This is a genomic window from Bradyrhizobium sp. LTSP849 (assembly GCF_000938255.1).
Lineage (GTDB): Bacteria > Pseudomonadota > Alphaproteobacteria > Rhizobiales > Xanthobacteraceae > Bradyrhizobium.
Genome location: NZ_JYMR01000051.1, coordinates 339,649 through 354,683, shown reverse-complemented (window position 1 = coordinate 354,683; position 15,035 = coordinate 339,649). Strand labels below are relative to the sequence as shown.

Genomic DNA, 15,035 nt, shown 5'->3' with positions numbered 1-15,035 from the left:
ACAGAACAACGGAATTCCCCCATGCCCATCGTCAACCGCATCGCAGCTCTCTCCGACGAAATGGCCGCCTGGCGCCATGACTTCCATGAGAACCCGGAGCTCCTCTACGAGGTCCATCGCACCGCCGGCATCGTCGCCGACAAGTTGCGCGAGTTCGGCTGCGACGAGGTGGTGACAGGCATCGGCCGCACCGGAGTGGTCGGCGTGATCCGGGGTCGCAAGTCCGCGTCCGGCAAGACCGTCGGCCTGCGCGCCGACATGGACGCGCTGCCGATCATGGAGACAGCCGACGTGCCCTATGCCTCCAAGATTCCCGGCAAGATGCACGCCTGCGGCCATGACGGCCACACGGCGATGCTGCTCGGCGCAGCCAAGTACCTCGCCGAGACGCGCAACTTCGACGGCACGGCGATCGTGATCTTCCAGCCCGCCGAAGAAGGCGGTGGTGGTGGCAAGGCCATGGTCGAGGACGGGATGATGACGCGCTGGAACATCGACCAGGTCTACGGCATGCACAACATGCCGGGCCTGCCCGAGGGCCATTTCGCGACCACGCCGGGGCCGCTGCTCGCCTCCTCCGACACCATCCGCATCACCGTCCACGGCAAGGGCGGCCATGCCGGCGCCACCCCGCACCAGGCGATCGACAGCGTCCTGATCGGCTCGCAGATCGTCAACGCGCTGCAATCGATCGTCGCGCGCAACGTCGACCCGTTGAAGTCCGCCGTCATCTCTATCACGCAATTCCACGCCGGCACTGCCTTCAACATCATCCCCGAGACCGCCGAGCTCAGCGGCACCGTGCGTACGCTCGACCCTGAAGTGCGCGATCTCGTCGAACGCCGCATTGGCGAAGTCGCCGACAACGTTGCCCGCGCCTATGGCGGCTCGGCGGAGACGAAATACACGCGTACATATCCGGTGACGATGAACCATCCGCGCGAAGCCGGCGTCGCCGCCGACGTTGCCCGCGACATCGTCGGTGCCGAACGCGTCAACGACCGCATCATCCCGATGATGGGCGCGGAGGATTTCTCGTTCATGCTGGAAGCGCGCCCCGGCGCGATGATCCTGGTCGGCATGGGCGACAGCCCCGCGTGTCACCACCCGGCCTACGTCTTCAACGACAACATCCTCGGCCACGGCGCCTCGTTCTGGGTGCGCCTGATCGAGACGGCGATGCCAGCGGGGTAGAGGTCCGTAGGGTGGGCAAAGCGAAGCGTGCCCACCATTTCACGCGGCGTTGCGGACAGAATGGTGGGGCACGGCGCGCGAAGGGCGCGCCTTTGCCCACCCTACGCAGCTCCTCATCCCTGATATTGCAGCACGTGCATGCCGGCGTTCCAGTCGGAGACGAACATCAGTCCGTCCGGCCGGACATAGGCGTCACAGGTCTTGGCTGCGAGCGCGACGTTCGGGCGGGGGTCGACCAGCTTTTTCGGTGTCGGCGGCACCCAGTACGCGATCTCCTTCGGCGCAAAGGCGTCCCTGACGTCGAACACCCTCACACCAGCATTGTTGTAGGTCGCAAAGATCGTGTCCTCGCTCTGGAACGAGCCCGGCCGGTTCTCGTGCAGATTATGCGGGCCGAAGGTGCCGTTGGTACAGAAATCGCGGTCGCGCGGGGTCGGCAGGGTTGCGATCGGCACTGGATTTTCCAGCGCACGCACGTCGAGAACGAATGTATGGAACAGGCCCTTGACGCAATTGTCCGCATTCGCTTCGTCCGCGACGATCGCAAGCTGCCGCTTGGGCAGCGGCAGCGGCGTATGCGTGCCACCGGCAAAGGGAGGCGACCAGTTGATGTGGGACATGAGCTTTGGATTCGTGGGATCGCTGATGTCATGGATGGTGAAGCCACCATCGCGCCAGGCGGCATAGCCGCGATCACCTGCCGTGATCATGTGATGGAGCGCGAAGCGCTTGCCCTTCGGAGTCGCCGGCTCGCCGGCGGCGCGGTTCATGCCCGGCAGCCACCATTTCGCGACGATCTCCGGCTTGGTGATGGTCTTGAGATCGACCACGCAAAGGATGTGATCGGTGAACCCGTCGAAATGTGCCGACACATAGGCGTAGCGGCCGCCCGGCCACCACAGCCGGTTGATGCCGAAGCCGGGCATTTCGAGGAACGCGATCTCGCGCATCTCGTTCGGTTTCGAGATGTCGTGGATCGAGAGGCCGGAGCGGAATTTCTTGGCCTTGGTGATGCTGTCGACCAGCGCGTTCTCGAAATAGCCGCGCATGTTGTCGTAGGACTGCATCGCGACGATATTGGCGCCGTTCGCAACCAGCAGCAGGTCCTCCGCCGCCTGCAAATGGTGAGTGCGGGTATATTGTCCCGCAGTGAAGAAATTGACCGGCTTCAGCGCACGCGGATCGGACGCGTCCAGGATCGTCACGCCATCGCTGAACATGTGTCCGACATAGATGTGGTCCCGATTGAACATCACCTGCACGCTGTCAGGCCGTCCGCCGATGTCGCTATAGGAGATGTGCTTGATGCCTTTGCCGATGCCTTCGGGCGGAATATCCGCCTCTGAAGCCCGTGCCGGCGTCGACCACCCAGGCAGCGCGGCGGACCCAAGCACGGCCGACAATTGTTGAAGGTGGTGGCGGCGAGAGAGTTGATGCATGGATTCCCCCCAAGTTTTTTTGGGGGGATGATGCTCGCTTGCGGCAAGGCATGCAAGCCTTGCGGCGTCCGCCCTCGTCTACGCCTGGACCACCTCGTGCCGCATCAAGACTAGTTGCACACTTCGTAGGAGCCGCCGGCGGCGGCATTCGAAGGGACCCTTCCGGCGATAATCCCGTTCACGAGCCGACATCCTTTCTGTACCGGGCGGCAGCCTGCCGAACTGCAAAATATCTGTCCGCTTGCCTCGGGCTTGGACGGCGAAGATTCGGTCGCCTTTCGCTCTGTATCGCGCCTCCTCGAATCCTCGCGCGTCGCAACCGGCTTCTTTTCCTTCTCGCATTCATTGTCATCGCCGACACGATAACCGGCGCGGCAGGTGATCTTCACGCATTGATCGCCGTCGGCCTTGAAGCCGAAGTTGCACACCAGCGGGCAGACCCGTCCCGGCTTCGCCTTCAGCGCATCGAGCACGTCGACGCTCGCGAGCTTCACGTCGAACTGGGTGCCGGCATATTTGTTGAACAGCATCAGCGAGCGCTGCGACGCGGCGCTCCAGTCGCCGTCTGCGGTGGCCGAAAGACAGCCGACGCGGCGCAATTCGCTCTGCACGGATTTGGCCAGGTCAACCGCCGATAAGGCGGATGCCGGCACAGGTGCGAGAGCAGCCACTTTCTGGCTCTCGGCCTCGGGCAACTGCCGGTCGGCTGTCTGCTTCGCGGTTTGCTCGGCCAACGTCTTCTCCGCGGCCCGCCTGGCCGCAAGCTCGGCTTTGGCTTTTTCCGCCGCCTGCTTCTCGGCCTGCGCTTTTGCCGCGGCGGCCTCGGCCACCTTGCGCTGCTGCTCGGCCGCCTCAGTCCTCGCCTGCTCGATCTGCTTTTGCTTCTCCGCCGCGGTCCGTGCCTCTTCGGCGACCTTGGCCGCCGCGGCCGCCTTGTCCTGCTCGGCCTTCTGGGCACGTTCGGCAACCAGCCTTGTCTTCTCCTGCTCGGCCGCCTTCGCTTTTTGTTCAGCCGACGCGCGCGTCTCCTCGGCGGCGATCTTGTTCAGCTGGCCCTTGGCCAGATTGGCGTAGAAGCCCTCGGGATATTGCGCGAGAAACGCTTCCCAGGCATCGCGCGTCGCGAGTTGGAGCGCGAGCTCATAATCCCTGCGAATGGCATCCTGTGGGTTGGCCTGCGGACCCGTCGCGGCTGGCTTGGCCGCAACCAGCGGAACATCATCGCCGCCGAGCGAGCCGTAGACATAGGGCTCCTGCTTGTAACCTGTGCTCTTGAGCACGTCGTCGCGCACGAAACCGAAGGCCTTGCGTAAATCAAGTCCCGGCTTCGGCAGGTGCTCGACCAGTGCGATGGCGAACGGGCTGTTTTTGGAATCGCCGTCGGATGCGGTCGAACCCGCCTTTGCCGCGAAGGCAATCATGGTGTTGGGGCTGGTCGGCTCGACCTTGGCCAACCCGCGTCCGATTGCGCGCGAAGCCAGCGTACGCTTCATCGTTTTCGCGAACGGGTTGTCGCGGCAGGCGTCCAGTATGATCAGGCGCAGCTGCTTGGCCGGTTCGACTGCGAACAGTGCACGTTCGACCGGAATGGTCTCGTCGAGAACATCGCCATCGGTTTCCAGCGTCGCATCGGTTGGAATGAGATAGTTGTTTCCGTCGAGCTCGATGCCGTGGCCGGCGTAATAGATCACCGCCATATCCGCATCGCGCGTCCTGCCGGCAAACTCGCGCAACATGCGCCGCATCTCAGTGGCGTTGAGATCCAGCCTGACGTCCACGGAATCGAAGCCAGCCTTCTTGAACATGCCCCCGACCAGAGTGGCATCGTTCACGGGATTGCCAAGCTTGGGGGCGCTTTTGTAGGCGGAATTGCCGATCACGAGCGCGACCCGCCGCTCGGCATGCGCCGGTCCGCAGGCGAGGCCCAACGCCAATATCAACAATCCAAATAGCCGAACAGGAATCACTTGCAGTCCCCCCGGATGCAATTCCACGAGACTATTCGGAGCTTCAGCGAATACCAATTCTTCCCATGTGACGCCTGTCACATAAAGCCTCTTGTGGGCCCATATTGACCGTGCGGCTAAGCGTCACGCCGCCGAGCTGAGACCAACGCCTGTTCCCATTCGAGTCCCTAGACCTGCACTACCTCGTGCCGCATCACGAACGGTGCCAGCAGCGTATGCACCTCGCCGGCAACCAATTCGCACTGGTCGGCCGAGAGCCCCGCAAGCGTCACGGTCGCGATCGAGCCGTGGCTGCCATGGGCACCGACCTTGACCTTGCAGTCGATGCCGCGCGCGGTGAGCGGGGTCAGCACCTTGGTGAACACCCGCTGCGCCGCGTCCCAGCGCAGCTGCGGCTTGAACACCTTGCCGACGCCGGTGACCGGCATCGGATCGATCGAGATGACCTGCACAGGTACGGCGGCACGCTCCGGTGTGCGCTCGCGCACCCACGTCTCAAGCTCGCCCGGCTCGACTTTTGCGCCCGGCTTCAACTGCACGTAGCCAACCGGCAATTCGCCGGCATAGGCATCGGGCTGGCCGACCACCGCGGCAAAACCGACAGCGGGATGACGGAACATAATCTCTTCGATCGGCGCCGGATCGATGTTGTGGCCGCCGCGGATCACGAGATCCTTGGCGCGGCCGGTGATCCAGAGATAGCCGTCGGCATCGAGCCGGCCGAGATCGCCGGAATTGACCCAGACCTCGTCGACGAAAGCGCCCTGGTTGTGCGCATCGTTGAGATAGCCGCCGAACACGCCCGGCCCGGCCATGATCACGACGCCAATCTCGTCAGGCGCGCAATCGCGGATCAAGTGGCCGTCGGCATCGAGCTGCACGATGCGCACGCGCGCATAGGGCATCGGCAGGCCGACCGAGCCAAGCCGGATCGGCCGCGACGGGTAGGCCAGCGTGTGCACGCTCGAGGTCTCGGTCATGCCGTAGACCTCGACCACCGGCAGCTTGAGCTTGTCCTGGATCGCCGAGCCCACGGCGACCGGGATCGCCGAGCCGCCGCCGGCGGCATATTTCAGGCTGGAGATGTCGGCATTGCCGGGCGGCACCGCCAGCGTTGCGGCAAGGACCGTCGGCACGCTCGACAGCGCTTCCGGCTTGAAACGCTCGACCAGTCCCCAGATGTTCTTCACCGAATTCGGATTGCGCCAGCCGCTCGGCGACAGCACGACCAGCGAGCCGCCAGCCGACAGCGTCAGCAGCACCTGCGTCAGCGATCCCCCGACGTGAAACAGCGGCATGCCGAACAGCATGTTGGCGCCCGGCTTCGACCTCAGCAGCAAATTGAGCGCCCAGGCCTGGTAGACCTGGTTGGCGTGGGTGTGCCGCACCAGCTTTGGCGTGCCAGTGGTGCCGCCGGTGTGGAAATAGGCCGCGATGTCGCTGCCCAGAATCTTGCGCCCGCTAAGCAGCCGGTCGGATGGCTGCTGCTTGATCAAATCGTTGAAAGCATAGATGCCGTTCGCCGGATCGCCGCCGCCAAACACCTGCACGATCGCCTTGAGATGCTTCAGCTGCGGCCTGATCTGCTCGACCTTCTGCCAGATGTCGGTGCCGGGCATCGGTCCAAGCGCCACCAGAATCGTCGTGTTCGCGGCTTCCAGAATCTCGACAATCTGGTGCGGCTCCAGCAGCGGATTGACGGGATTGGCGATGCCGGCGGCTTCCGCGCCGAACAGCGTCACGAAGGCATCGGGCACCAGCGGCAACATAAACGAGATGACGTCGCCCTTTTCCGCGCCGAGCGCATGAAACATGTTGGCGGCCTGCGTCACGCGCGCGATGAAGTCGCGATAGGTGACCACGAGTGGCGTGTCGGCCGGATCGGCATTTTGCAGAAACTGGATCGCCGCCCCGTCGGGGTTGCGGGCAGCACCGAGCTTGATGGCGTCATACGTGCTCTCGGCCGCGACGCGATCGGCGTAAGGGACCTGCTCGAAGGCCCGCACCTCCGCGTCCGTCGCCAGGTCCGGATAGTCGTTGCCGATGAACCGATCGAGCGCGTGGATGCCCGCCATGGAATTCCGTCCTCCCTCAGATGTATTTCCCCGCCCGCTGTCTTTTGACATTTTGGCTCGGCGAGGCCTCGACCGATTAGCCGGTCGAGCGGGACCACAATGATGGATGATTTGGCGTTCGTCTATTGCCGGATGCAACCGGCCGCTGGCGGCAAGGCGCTATCGGCACGACCGGCTTATGGGCGATCTGGCGTCCACCCTATCGCGTTGAAGGCGGCTGGTGCGGACATCACTTCCGGCTCAACAGTCGGCTTTCGCAGTATTGCATCCGCACGGTTCGAATCTGAAACCTCAATCGGGACGCCGGCCTTGCCGACGGCAAGCATCCCGGTCAGCTCCGGCGGCGCGGACATCACGTACCGGTCTGCCGCTTCGATCAGGCGGAGCAGCTCGTCGCGAATGAAGGCAGCTGACCATTCGGGCGGCAGACCCCTCACGGCGGCAAACTCGTCCGCCGGAATCGACAATGCATGCCGGCGGATTTCGTCGATGGTTCGACGCGGGGAAAAATTGGGCGGCTTGCCGGCTGCGGCAAGCACGAGTGGTCCGAGCGGACAATAGTCGCGGCCGATTGCGACGAGATCGGCGATATCGCGCGCTTTCGAGCGACCTGCCGCGGCAAGCACCTTGTTGATGGCAGTATCCGCCTGATGAAGACGGGCTCCCCATTCCTCGTCGCTGACGCGTGTAACGCGATCCAGCATCTTCCTGCCCATCGCAAAAGCTCTCGCGTCGCCGCGATCGATCATGGCGCGAGCGGCCACGGCGGCACGCGACCGCAGATCGGGAAGCCGATCGAGATCGACATTGTCGAGAATGCGTGGTCCGTAGAGACGAAGGGCGTTGTCGAGCAGCGATTGCAGATCCTTGGTCTGCCGGTGCTCTGCGCGCATCCGCGAGGCAAGCGCCAAGACTTCATCGCGCGCGGCCGGCGGAATCAGAACCTCGACGCGCACGAGGTCCGCGGCACCGCCCTGGCTTCGATATTTCCTGACACGCTTGTTCGCAGGGATCATTGGCTCGCCTCGCTCCGCGAGACATCAAACTATCACGTGTATCCCGGTTACGCGAATACGTATCCCGGTTACGGATAAGGTATTGATATGGTTATTCTTCGCAAAACATCTTCCAGGCACGATGAACCTCTCTGCATCATACGCGGACCAAGGACTGGCAACGGGTTCGCGGAACGGCGCCGCGTCACCACACGCGAGGACACCATGACCAGGGCGCTGAGGAATCGAACCGGACGGCTCGCTGTCATGCTTTCGATCGCCATCGCGATCGCCCTGCCGCGCGCCGCGCTCGCCGATGACCAGTTCGACAAGATGCGCGCCAAGATCGTGGCCTTCGTCGGCGACAAGATGGAAAAGCTGGGCGGGTCACGCATCATCTACAAGGTGGACAGCTCTGGCCTGCGCGAGAGCGTCGCCACGGATCTGCGCGACGACGTCTACAAGAACTTGCACGACGGCCATATCGCCTTCTCCAATCTTGCGATCCGCGACGGCGGCGTCGATGTAAAGATCGCGGACGCCAAAGGCCGCGATCAGCTCGCGCGCAAGCTCGCCTCAGCCGCGGACGGACTACCCTCGCATGCGATCGCCGTGACTGACGGCAGCGACGGAGCGGCCAGGCTCGCACCGACCGATGCCGCATCCGCCACACGGCTGAATGAACTCGTCGAAGATTCCATCGCCATGATCGAGCAGCGCCTCAAGGATTCCGGCGTCAAGCTTGTCAGCATCGTCCCTGACGGGGCCGACCGCATCCGCATCTTCCTGCCTGGCGTGACCGATCCGGAACGCATCACCGCGATCTTCGCCCGGAAGGTCAAGGTCAGCTTCCGCCTGGTCGATGCCTCGATGTCACCGGAGCAGGCGCAATCCGGCACGCCGCCCGAAGGCTCGGAAGTCCTGCTCGGCTTCAAGGACAAGCGGCCCTATCTGGTCGCCAAGGACAGTGTACTCGACGGCGCGGACATCAACTATGCGGCGCCCGGCTTTGCGGCCGGCACCAAGGACCCGGTCGCCTCGTTCCGCTTCAACGGACGTGGCACGCGGCGCCTCGCCCATGTCACGGAAGAGAACGTCGGCAGATCCTTCGCCATCGTGCTCGACGACAAGGTGATCTCCGCCCCCGTGATCCGCGAGCCCATCACCGGCGGCTCGGTCCAGATCTCCGGTAATTTCACCCTCGAGGAGGCCAACAGCGTCGCCATGCTGCTCCGCGCCGGCGCGCTGCCCGGGCACCTCACCCTCGTTGAACAGCAGGTCATCCAGCCCACCGCCAAGCCCTGAGGCGGAGATCGCTCCGCGCTCCGCCGCGCCCAGGTCCGTCCAAGACGCCCGCGAAGACGCCCGAGCCGCACCCGGCGCCCCCGAATCACGGGCGCGCCTAGGCCATATGCGCAACCAACGGGCAATTGCCGAAACCGCCGATCAGGCTAAAATTTGCCTCTTGCGACAAGACGGCCGGAGGTTTCATTCAAGCGGTCGTCATTCGATTTCGGCTATACCTACCAAGAATAGCGACCAGGACTGAAAGCCTTACGCAGGGACCATACCATGCCGTCCGGCAGCGCAGACATTTCGTCGATCCTCGACCGCATTCTCGACGCGGCAACGGATAACCTCAGGATCGCGAAGATCCTGGTCCAGATGGGTCTCGATCCAAACAACGTCACCTACGACGCGATCTTCAATCGGTTGCTGGAGATCTTTGTCCACAACATTACGCTAGCCAATATGTTCGCCACGGTCGGGGCCGGCTTCTTCGTCGCCACCCTCTTGATGCGGACGATGGTGCCGCTGCGCGTCGCCAACATGATCGGCTGCGCCTTCTTCGCCATTTTCGGTGCGCTCTCCGCCAATGTCTCGACGTTCGTCCTGTACCTGCTGCTGCTTCCGATCAACGCCGTACGCCTGCGGCAGATGCTCAAGTTGGTCAAGAAGGCGCGACATGCGGCAGAAGGCGACATGTCGATCGAATGGCTCAAGCCGTTCATGACCGAGCGCAAATATCGCCACGGCGATACGCTATTCAAGCTGGGCGATTCAGCCAACGAAATGCTCCTGACGGTCACCGGCAAGTTCCTGGTCAAGGAGATCAACGTCGAGATCGGGCCCGGCGCGCTGATGGGAGAGCTCGGCTTCCTGACGCCGGACAATCGGCGCACCGGAACGATCGAATGCATCGAGGACGGACAGGTGCTGACGATCACCTATGACCGGTTGCTCGAGATCTACTTTCAGGATCCGCAATTCGGCTATTATTTCCTGGTGCTGACCAGCCAGCGCCTCCTGCAAAACATCGATCGCTTGCAGAAGCAGGTAACCGCGGCGCGGTCAGCGACCACGAACAGGACTGCGTGATCCGGCTCCGCGGACCTGGTTCTGCCGCTCAGCTCAAGAGCAGCGCCATGCCCGGATCGCCCTTCTCCATCGCGCGCCGATAGGCTGGCCGTGCGCCGATCCGGCCGAGATAACTGACCACGTTCGGGCAACGCGCGAGTTCATAAGGCTGGAAGTAGCGCATCGTGGTGAGCGAGAAGCCCATCATGATGTCGGCGGTGGTGAAGGCGCTGCCCGCCAGATATTCGGCATCGCGCACGCGCGCATCGACCAGATCGAAGATGCGGTCGATGCGCACCCTGGTCGCAAGCAGCATCGGATTGTCCTCGGCGAGCTTGAGTCGGTTCAGAATCATCAACCGGCCCATGCCGGCTTGCAGCGTGCCGTTGGCGAAGTGAAACCAGTACAGGAATTGCACGAAATCGGGATCGTCGGCGCGGAGCACGAGGCGGCCGTGGCCGTATTTGGCAAGGATGTAGTCAACGATGGCCCCGGATTCGGCGAGCACGAGCTCGCCGTCGATGATGACGGGCGCAGCCCCGATCGGATGCAGCGCCTTGTAGTCCGGCGGCGCCAGCATGGTCACGGGATCGCGCGTATAGTGCTTCAGCTCGTAGGGGATCTCGAGCTCCTCGCAGAGCCAGACGATGCGTTCGGATTGCGATTTGCCGAGGTGATGAACGGTGAGCATGGGCGTCTCCAGCGGGCAGAACTCCGCGCGGCCCGCCGTCAGGCGACCAGGCTGCGCAGCGCCCCGATCATCTTATCCGGTGCATAGGGCTTGTTGAAGAACCGGCTTCGCTCCGGAAGCTCGGCATGCTCGAGCAGCATGTGTCCGGAGACGACGACCAGCTGGATCGGGGGCCAGCGATTCCGCACGATCGCGGCCAGACGCAGGCCATCCATCGAGCCGGGCATGTCGACATCGGTCAGCACGATCCGGATATCGTCGCGGCCTTCCAGCATGACGATCGCCTCATCGGCGTTCTGCGCGAAGATCGGCGCCAGTGCATCCTCAACGAGGTCGCCGGCAATCATCATCTGAAGCGGATCGTCCTCGACGACCAGCACCACCGGCTTTTTCAACTGCTGAACAGAACCCACGCTCAAGCCTGCATTGATGCGAGAGGAAAGCGCATCTCGGCCTTGAGGCCTTGGCGCGCCCAATCATAATCAAGCTTGCCGCTGAGGCCGGAGACCGTCGCGGCGACCAGGCGCGACCCATACCCTTGCGAGGCAGGCGGTGAGGCCAACGGGCCGCCGCTCTCTTGCCAAACGAGATGCAAATCCTGATCCGCGATGGTCCAGGTCACCCTCACCGTTCCGCCCTCAGAGCTCAATGCACCATATTTAGCGGCATTGGTCGCCAGTTCATGGAACACGAGCGCGATATTGTTGGTTGCGCGCTCGCCGACCGGCAATGCCGGCCCGCGAACGATCGAGCGCATATGCTCGTGCGGACGCAAAATCCGCACAATCAGCTCTTCGAGCCCCACGCCGTCAGGTGCGCCCGCACCGAACTGCCGTCGCACCAGCGCGTTCGCATCGGCGAGCGCGAGCACGCGGCCGGTCAGCTTGTCGGCCAGCTCCGCCTGCGAGCTCGAGGTCCGATTGCTCATGCGGATCATGCTGGCCGTGAGCGCGAACAGGTTCTTGACGCGATGGCTCATTTCTCGCGTCAGCACTTCCTGCGCGTGGAGCGACTGATTCAGCCGTTCCTCGGTCTGGATCATGCGCAAGGCCACGCCCGCAAACGCGGCCAATTCCGTCGTGGCCTGGACGTGGCCGAGATCGAAGTACCCCGGCTCCTTCGCAACCAGCCATAGCGTGCCTATGGCACCACTGCCCTTGACCCGCAGAGGCACGAGCAGCACCTCCGGCACGGTGATGTTCGCGTCCGCGATCCACGCATAGACCCGCTCCGGGCGGTCCATCAGGATCGGCCCGTCGAAATCAAGACAGACGCCGCAGGGGCTGTCGTTACGCGGCGTGGTCGCGCCTTCGAAGGCGGCGAGAACGCCCGCAAGGCCGAACCAGCGGAACAGCTCCTTGTCCTGTTCGAGGATGCTGATGCCGGCGGATTCTGCGCCGGAGATCTCCATGGCGAGCTTAACGAGCTGCGGCAGGATCTGCTTCGGCTGGTCCGACATGCGGTCGGCGATATCCTGAATCGCGAGCTTCTCGCGCAGGTGATTGCGCGGCGTGGAGGCTCGCCGGCCCAGTTCGGCCGTGATGAACACACCGGCAAGGGATTGAGGCAGCTCTTCGCGCAGTCCCACTTGTGCCCCACTCAACAACACAGAAGTTTCGTCTCGCAATCTGCCATCTGCCCGCCACCAGCCTCGGATCGTGCGTTCGGCGAGATGGCGCCCTACTCCGGCACCGCTCTCGCGCCGGGCGTCGGAATGACGGCCACACGTGAGTGAACCGTTCTAATGCGGGAAGCTCGGGGAAGTTCCGCGCACTCCGTCATTGCGCGCGCAGCCTCCTACCCCGCCTCGTCCGTCACCATGCGCGCCACGACGCGGTCGCGGCAGATGAAGTGGTGCCAGAGGGCGGCAATCACGTGAACCCCGATCAGCGCCAGCAGCACATAGGCAAAGAAGATGTGGCGGTCCTCATAGGCGTCCGCCGCCGCCTTGTCCGGAGAGGTGAATTGCGGCACGTGAAACAGGCCGAAGAAATCCGAGTAATTGGGCGAGCGCGCACCGGAATGCGCCCAACCCAGCGTCGCGACCAGGATGACGACGAGATAGAGCGCGCCATGGCTGACATGGGCGGCGATCTTCTGCCAACGCGAGGTCTCGGCTGGCAGTGCCGGCGTCGGGTTGATGGCGCGCCAGACCAAACGCAGCACGGTGAGCAGCAGGATCATGTAACCGATATCGGCATGGATCGAGCGATAGAAGAACTTGTCGGGACGCGCCGGGATGTGATTCATCCACCAGCCGAAGCCGATCATGCCGATGATCGCCAGCGCCAAAACCCAGTGCAGCCCCCGGGCGACGCTGCCCCAGCCGGCCTTCGTGTTTCTGATCATGTCGGCTCCCCGAAAATTTGCGGATGTCCCAAAACCGCAGCGCAGCATGGCTGCTGATAGCGGGAACATGCGGCAGTCGTGAAATGGAATCGTTCCAAATCGGCCTCCCGGGCTGGACGCCGCAAAACGGCCCAAAAAACCGAATGGTAACCATGCAGAGATAGGGTGAGGACGTGACTTATTCCCCGACGATCCTGGTGTTCGATTCCGGCCTTGGCGGGCTCACCGTGCTGCGTGAGGTCGTGGCCGCGCGCTCGGACGCGCATTACGTGTACGTCGCTGACGACGCCTTCTTCCCGTATGGCCACCATAGCGAGGACGAGATCATCGCCCGCGTGGTGCCGCTGATGGGCGAGCTGATCGGCACGCACGATCCCGATCTCATCGTCATCGCCTGCAACACCGCCTCCACCCTGGTGATGTCGCATTTGCGCGCCGCCTATTCCGTGCCCTTCGTTGGCACGGTGCCGGCGATCAAGCCGGCCTGCGCGCAGTCGAAAACGCGCCGCGTCTCGGTGCTCGGCACCAAGGGCACGGTGAAGCGCGAATACACCAAGGCGCTGATCCGCGATTTTGCGCAAGGCTGCGAGGTCACGCTGGTCGGCTCGCCCGAGCTCGCTTCGCTGGCCGAAGCCGCACTCAGCGGCCAAGCAATCGCCGACGGCGACATCCTCGCCGAGCTCATCCCCTGCTTCGTCGGCGATGCCAACGACGCGGGCGCACGCACCGACACGCTGGTGCTCGCCTGCACGCATTACCCGCTGCTGCTCGATCGACTGGAAAAGCTCGCACCCTGGCCAGTCGACTGGATCGATCCGGCGCCCGCGATCGCCCGCCGCGTTTCGGACCTGCTCGGCCCGCACACGGGCGGCATCGTGCAATCAGGCGCCGAGATGATCTTCACCTCGAACCGCGCGCACAGTCTCGCGGCAGCACTGACGCCGTTCTTCGGCGGCCGCGCGCCGACCTGACTTTCCGGGTTCAGGGCGCGCTGCTAGGTTGCGCCGTCGTCATCTCCGCGCAGGTCATCCCATGTCGGTCCCGACTACGCCGCTCAACCGTCTCCGCCAATTGTGGCGCGAGGGCCGCCCCGCCTTCGGTGCGATCGCGACGATCCCGAGCGTGCAGACCGTGCAGATCATGGCGCGCTCGCTCGACTGGATCATCGTCGATCTCGAACACGGGCCGATCGGGCTCACCGAAGCGCATGCGATGATCGCCGCCACGACCGGCACGCCCTGCACGCCGCTGGTGCGGATCGCGGCGAACGAGCCATGGCTTGCCAAGGCGCCGATGGACATCGGCGCCTTCGGTATCAACTTTCCGATGATCACCAATCGCGCCGACGCCGAGAAGGCGGTGCGCAGCGTACGTTACCCGCCGCGCGGCGATCGGCTCTGGGGGCCGTTCCACGCGCCGTTCCGCTGGGGCCAGTCGATGCCCGACTACATGGCCGCGGCCGATGACGAGATGATCTGCATGATCACCATCGAGCATGTCGACGCCGTCAACCGCATCGACGAGATCATGGCGACGCCCGGCATCGACGTCGCGGTGATCGGTCCCGGCGATCTCGCCACCTCCATCAACAAGCGCGGCCAGATGGACGATCCGGAATTGCTGGAGCTGATCGCGCGGGCTGAAGCCGGCATCCTCAAGAGCGGCGTGCCGATCGGCGGCGTGGCGCGCACTGCAGATCAAGCCAACGCCCTGGTCGACCGCGGCTACCGCGCGATCGCGCTCGGCTTCGACTGGTCGCTGTTCCAGCGCGGCATCATGGCGGCGTTCGAGGGGATCAAGCGCTAAGCGGTGTTAGTGATCGAGGCGAAGCCGGAGATTTACGGAGATAAGTCATTGAAAATAATATCAATTTATGCTTTCTACAGCACCAAGCTGGCCTCGCCGGCGCCTTGATACGGCGAACCGACCGGGCGCAGGCGGGTTGGTTCGTGCTAGAGCAGGCGGCG

Annotated in this window: 13 protein-coding genes; 5 read left to right on the top strand and 8 right to left on the bottom strand. The window is 63.8% G+C overall.

Going from position 1 to position 15,035, the window contains the following annotated elements; all coding sequences use genetic code 11:
• Window positions 1-21: 21 nt before the first annotated feature.
• Window positions 22-1,194: a M20 aminoacylase family protein gene (locus tag UB31_RS30295; protein ID WP_045013463.1), complete on the top strand. Its 1,173-nt coding sequence runs from the start codon at window positions 22-24 to the stop codon at window positions 1,192-1,194.
• 113 nt (window positions 1,195-1,307) lie between these two features.
• On the opposite strand, the gene UB31_RS30290 is transcribed toward UB31_RS30295, so the two are convergent.
• The 4 genes from UB31_RS30290 to UB31_RS42285 all read right to left on the bottom strand — a co-directional run bounded on the left by UB31_RS30290 (window position 1,308) and on the right by UB31_RS42285 (window position 7,691).
• Window positions 1,308-2,633, bottom strand: coding sequence for an LVIVD repeat-containing protein (locus UB31_RS30290; protein WP_045013462.1), 1,326 nt, complete (start codon window positions 2,631-2,633; stop codon window positions 1,308-1,310).
• A 110-nt stretch (window positions 2,634-2,743) separates the two neighbouring features.
• Entirely contained in the window at window positions 2,744-4,573 is a 1,830-nt protein-coding gene (locus UB31_RS30285; protein WP_502691297.1) for a caspase family protein, read from the bottom strand.
• Window positions 4,574-4,767: 194 nt separating this feature from the next.
• Window positions 4,768-6,675: an acyl-CoA synthetase gene (locus UB31_RS30280; RefSeq protein WP_045013460.1), complete on the bottom strand. Its 1,908-nt coding sequence runs from the start codon at window positions 6,673-6,675 to the stop codon at window positions 4,768-4,770.
• Window positions 6,676-6,851: 176 nt separating this feature from the next.
• Entirely contained in the window at window positions 6,852-7,691 is an 840-nt protein-coding gene (locus tag UB31_RS42285) for a hypothetical protein (protein WP_063775650.1), read from the bottom strand.
• Window positions 7,692-7,895: 204 nt separating this feature from the next.
• On the opposite strand from UB31_RS42285, the gene UB31_RS30265 reads away from it, so the two are divergent.
• On the top strand, window positions 7,896-8,975 hold the full coding sequence (locus UB31_RS30265; protein ID WP_045013459.1) for a SecDF P1 head subdomain-containing protein: 1,080 nt from the start codon (window positions 7,896-7,898) through the stop codon (window positions 8,973-8,975).
• Between the two features lie 267 nt (window positions 8,976-9,242).
• Window positions 9,243-10,049 (top strand): Crp/Fnr family transcriptional regulator, encoded by an 807-nt coding sequence (locus tag UB31_RS30260; protein WP_045008490.1) that lies wholly within the window; start codon window positions 9,243-9,245, stop codon window positions 10,047-10,049.
• Between the two features lie 28 nt (window positions 10,050-10,077).
• Here the strand turns inward: UB31_RS30260 and UB31_RS30255 are convergent, their stop codons facing one another.
• From UB31_RS30255 to UB31_RS30240, 4 genes are all read right to left on the bottom strand, one after another.
• The gene (locus UB31_RS30255) at window positions 10,078-10,719 is read right to left on the bottom strand and encodes a glutathione S-transferase family protein (RefSeq protein ID WP_045013458.1); all 642 of its coding nucleotides are present in this window, start codon (window positions 10,717-10,719) and stop codon (window positions 10,078-10,080) included.
• A gap of 38 nt (window positions 10,720-10,757) precedes the next feature.
• Window positions 10,758-11,132, bottom strand: coding sequence for a response regulator (locus tag UB31_RS30250; RefSeq protein ID WP_283806101.1), 375 nt, complete (start codon window positions 11,130-11,132; stop codon window positions 10,758-10,760).
• 2 nt (window positions 11,133-11,134) lie between these two features.
• Window positions 11,135-12,307 (bottom strand): sensor histidine kinase, encoded by a 1,173-nt coding sequence (locus UB31_RS30245; RefSeq protein WP_245306100.1) that lies wholly within the window; start codon window positions 12,305-12,307, stop codon window positions 11,135-11,137.
• Window positions 12,308-12,516: 209 nt separating this feature from the next.
• Window positions 12,517-13,068 (bottom strand): cytochrome b, encoded by a 552-nt coding sequence (locus UB31_RS30240; RefSeq protein WP_045013457.1) that lies wholly within the window; start codon window positions 13,066-13,068, stop codon window positions 12,517-12,519.
• 173 nt (window positions 13,069-13,241) lie between these two features.
• Here UB31_RS30240 and murI point away from each other — a divergent pair, with 173 nt between their 5' ends.
• Window positions 13,242-14,039 (top strand): glutamate racemase, encoded by a 798-nt coding sequence (gene murI, locus UB31_RS30235; protein WP_045013456.1) that lies wholly within the window; start codon window positions 13,242-13,244, stop codon window positions 14,037-14,039.
• A 61-nt stretch (window positions 14,040-14,100) separates the two neighbouring features.
• Window positions 14,101-14,874 (top strand): HpcH/HpaI aldolase family protein, encoded by a 774-nt coding sequence (locus UB31_RS30230; RefSeq protein WP_045008494.1) that lies wholly within the window; start codon window positions 14,101-14,103, stop codon window positions 14,872-14,874.
• Window positions 14,875-15,035: the final 161 nt, after the last annotated feature.

Coding starts and splice junctions, on each gene's coding strand:
- UB31_RS30230 (WP_045008494.1), top strand. CDS start 14,101: ATGTCGGTCCCGACTACGCCGCTCAACCGTCTCCGCCAATTGTGGCGC.
- UB31_RS30265 (WP_045013459.1), top strand. CDS start 7,896: ATGACCAGGGCGCTGAGGAATCGAACCGGACGGCTCGCTGTCATGCTT.
- UB31_RS42285 (WP_063775650.1), bottom strand. CDS start 7,691: ATGATCCCTGCGAACAAGCGTGTCAGGAAATATCGAAGCCAGGGCGGT.
- UB31_RS30295 (WP_045013463.1), top strand. CDS start 22: ATGCCCATCGTCAACCGCATCGCAGCTCTCTCCGACGAAATGGCCGCC.
- UB31_RS30290 (WP_045013462.1), bottom strand. CDS start 2,633: ATGCATCAACTCTCTCGCCGCCACCACCTTCAACAATTGTCGGCCGTG.
- UB31_RS30260 (WP_045008490.1), top strand. CDS start 9,243: ATGCCGTCCGGCAGCGCAGACATTTCGTCGATCCTCGACCGCATTCTC.
- UB31_RS30240 (WP_045013457.1), bottom strand. CDS start 13,068: ATGATCAGAAACACGAAGGCCGGCTGGGGCAGCGTCGCCCGGGGGCTG.
- UB31_RS30255 (WP_045013458.1), bottom strand. CDS start 10,719: ATGCTCACCGTTCATCACCTCGGCAAATCGCAATCCGAACGCATCGTC.
- UB31_RS30280 (WP_045013460.1), bottom strand. CDS start 6,675: ATGGCGGGCATCCACGCGCTCGATCGGTTCATCGGCAACGACTATCCG.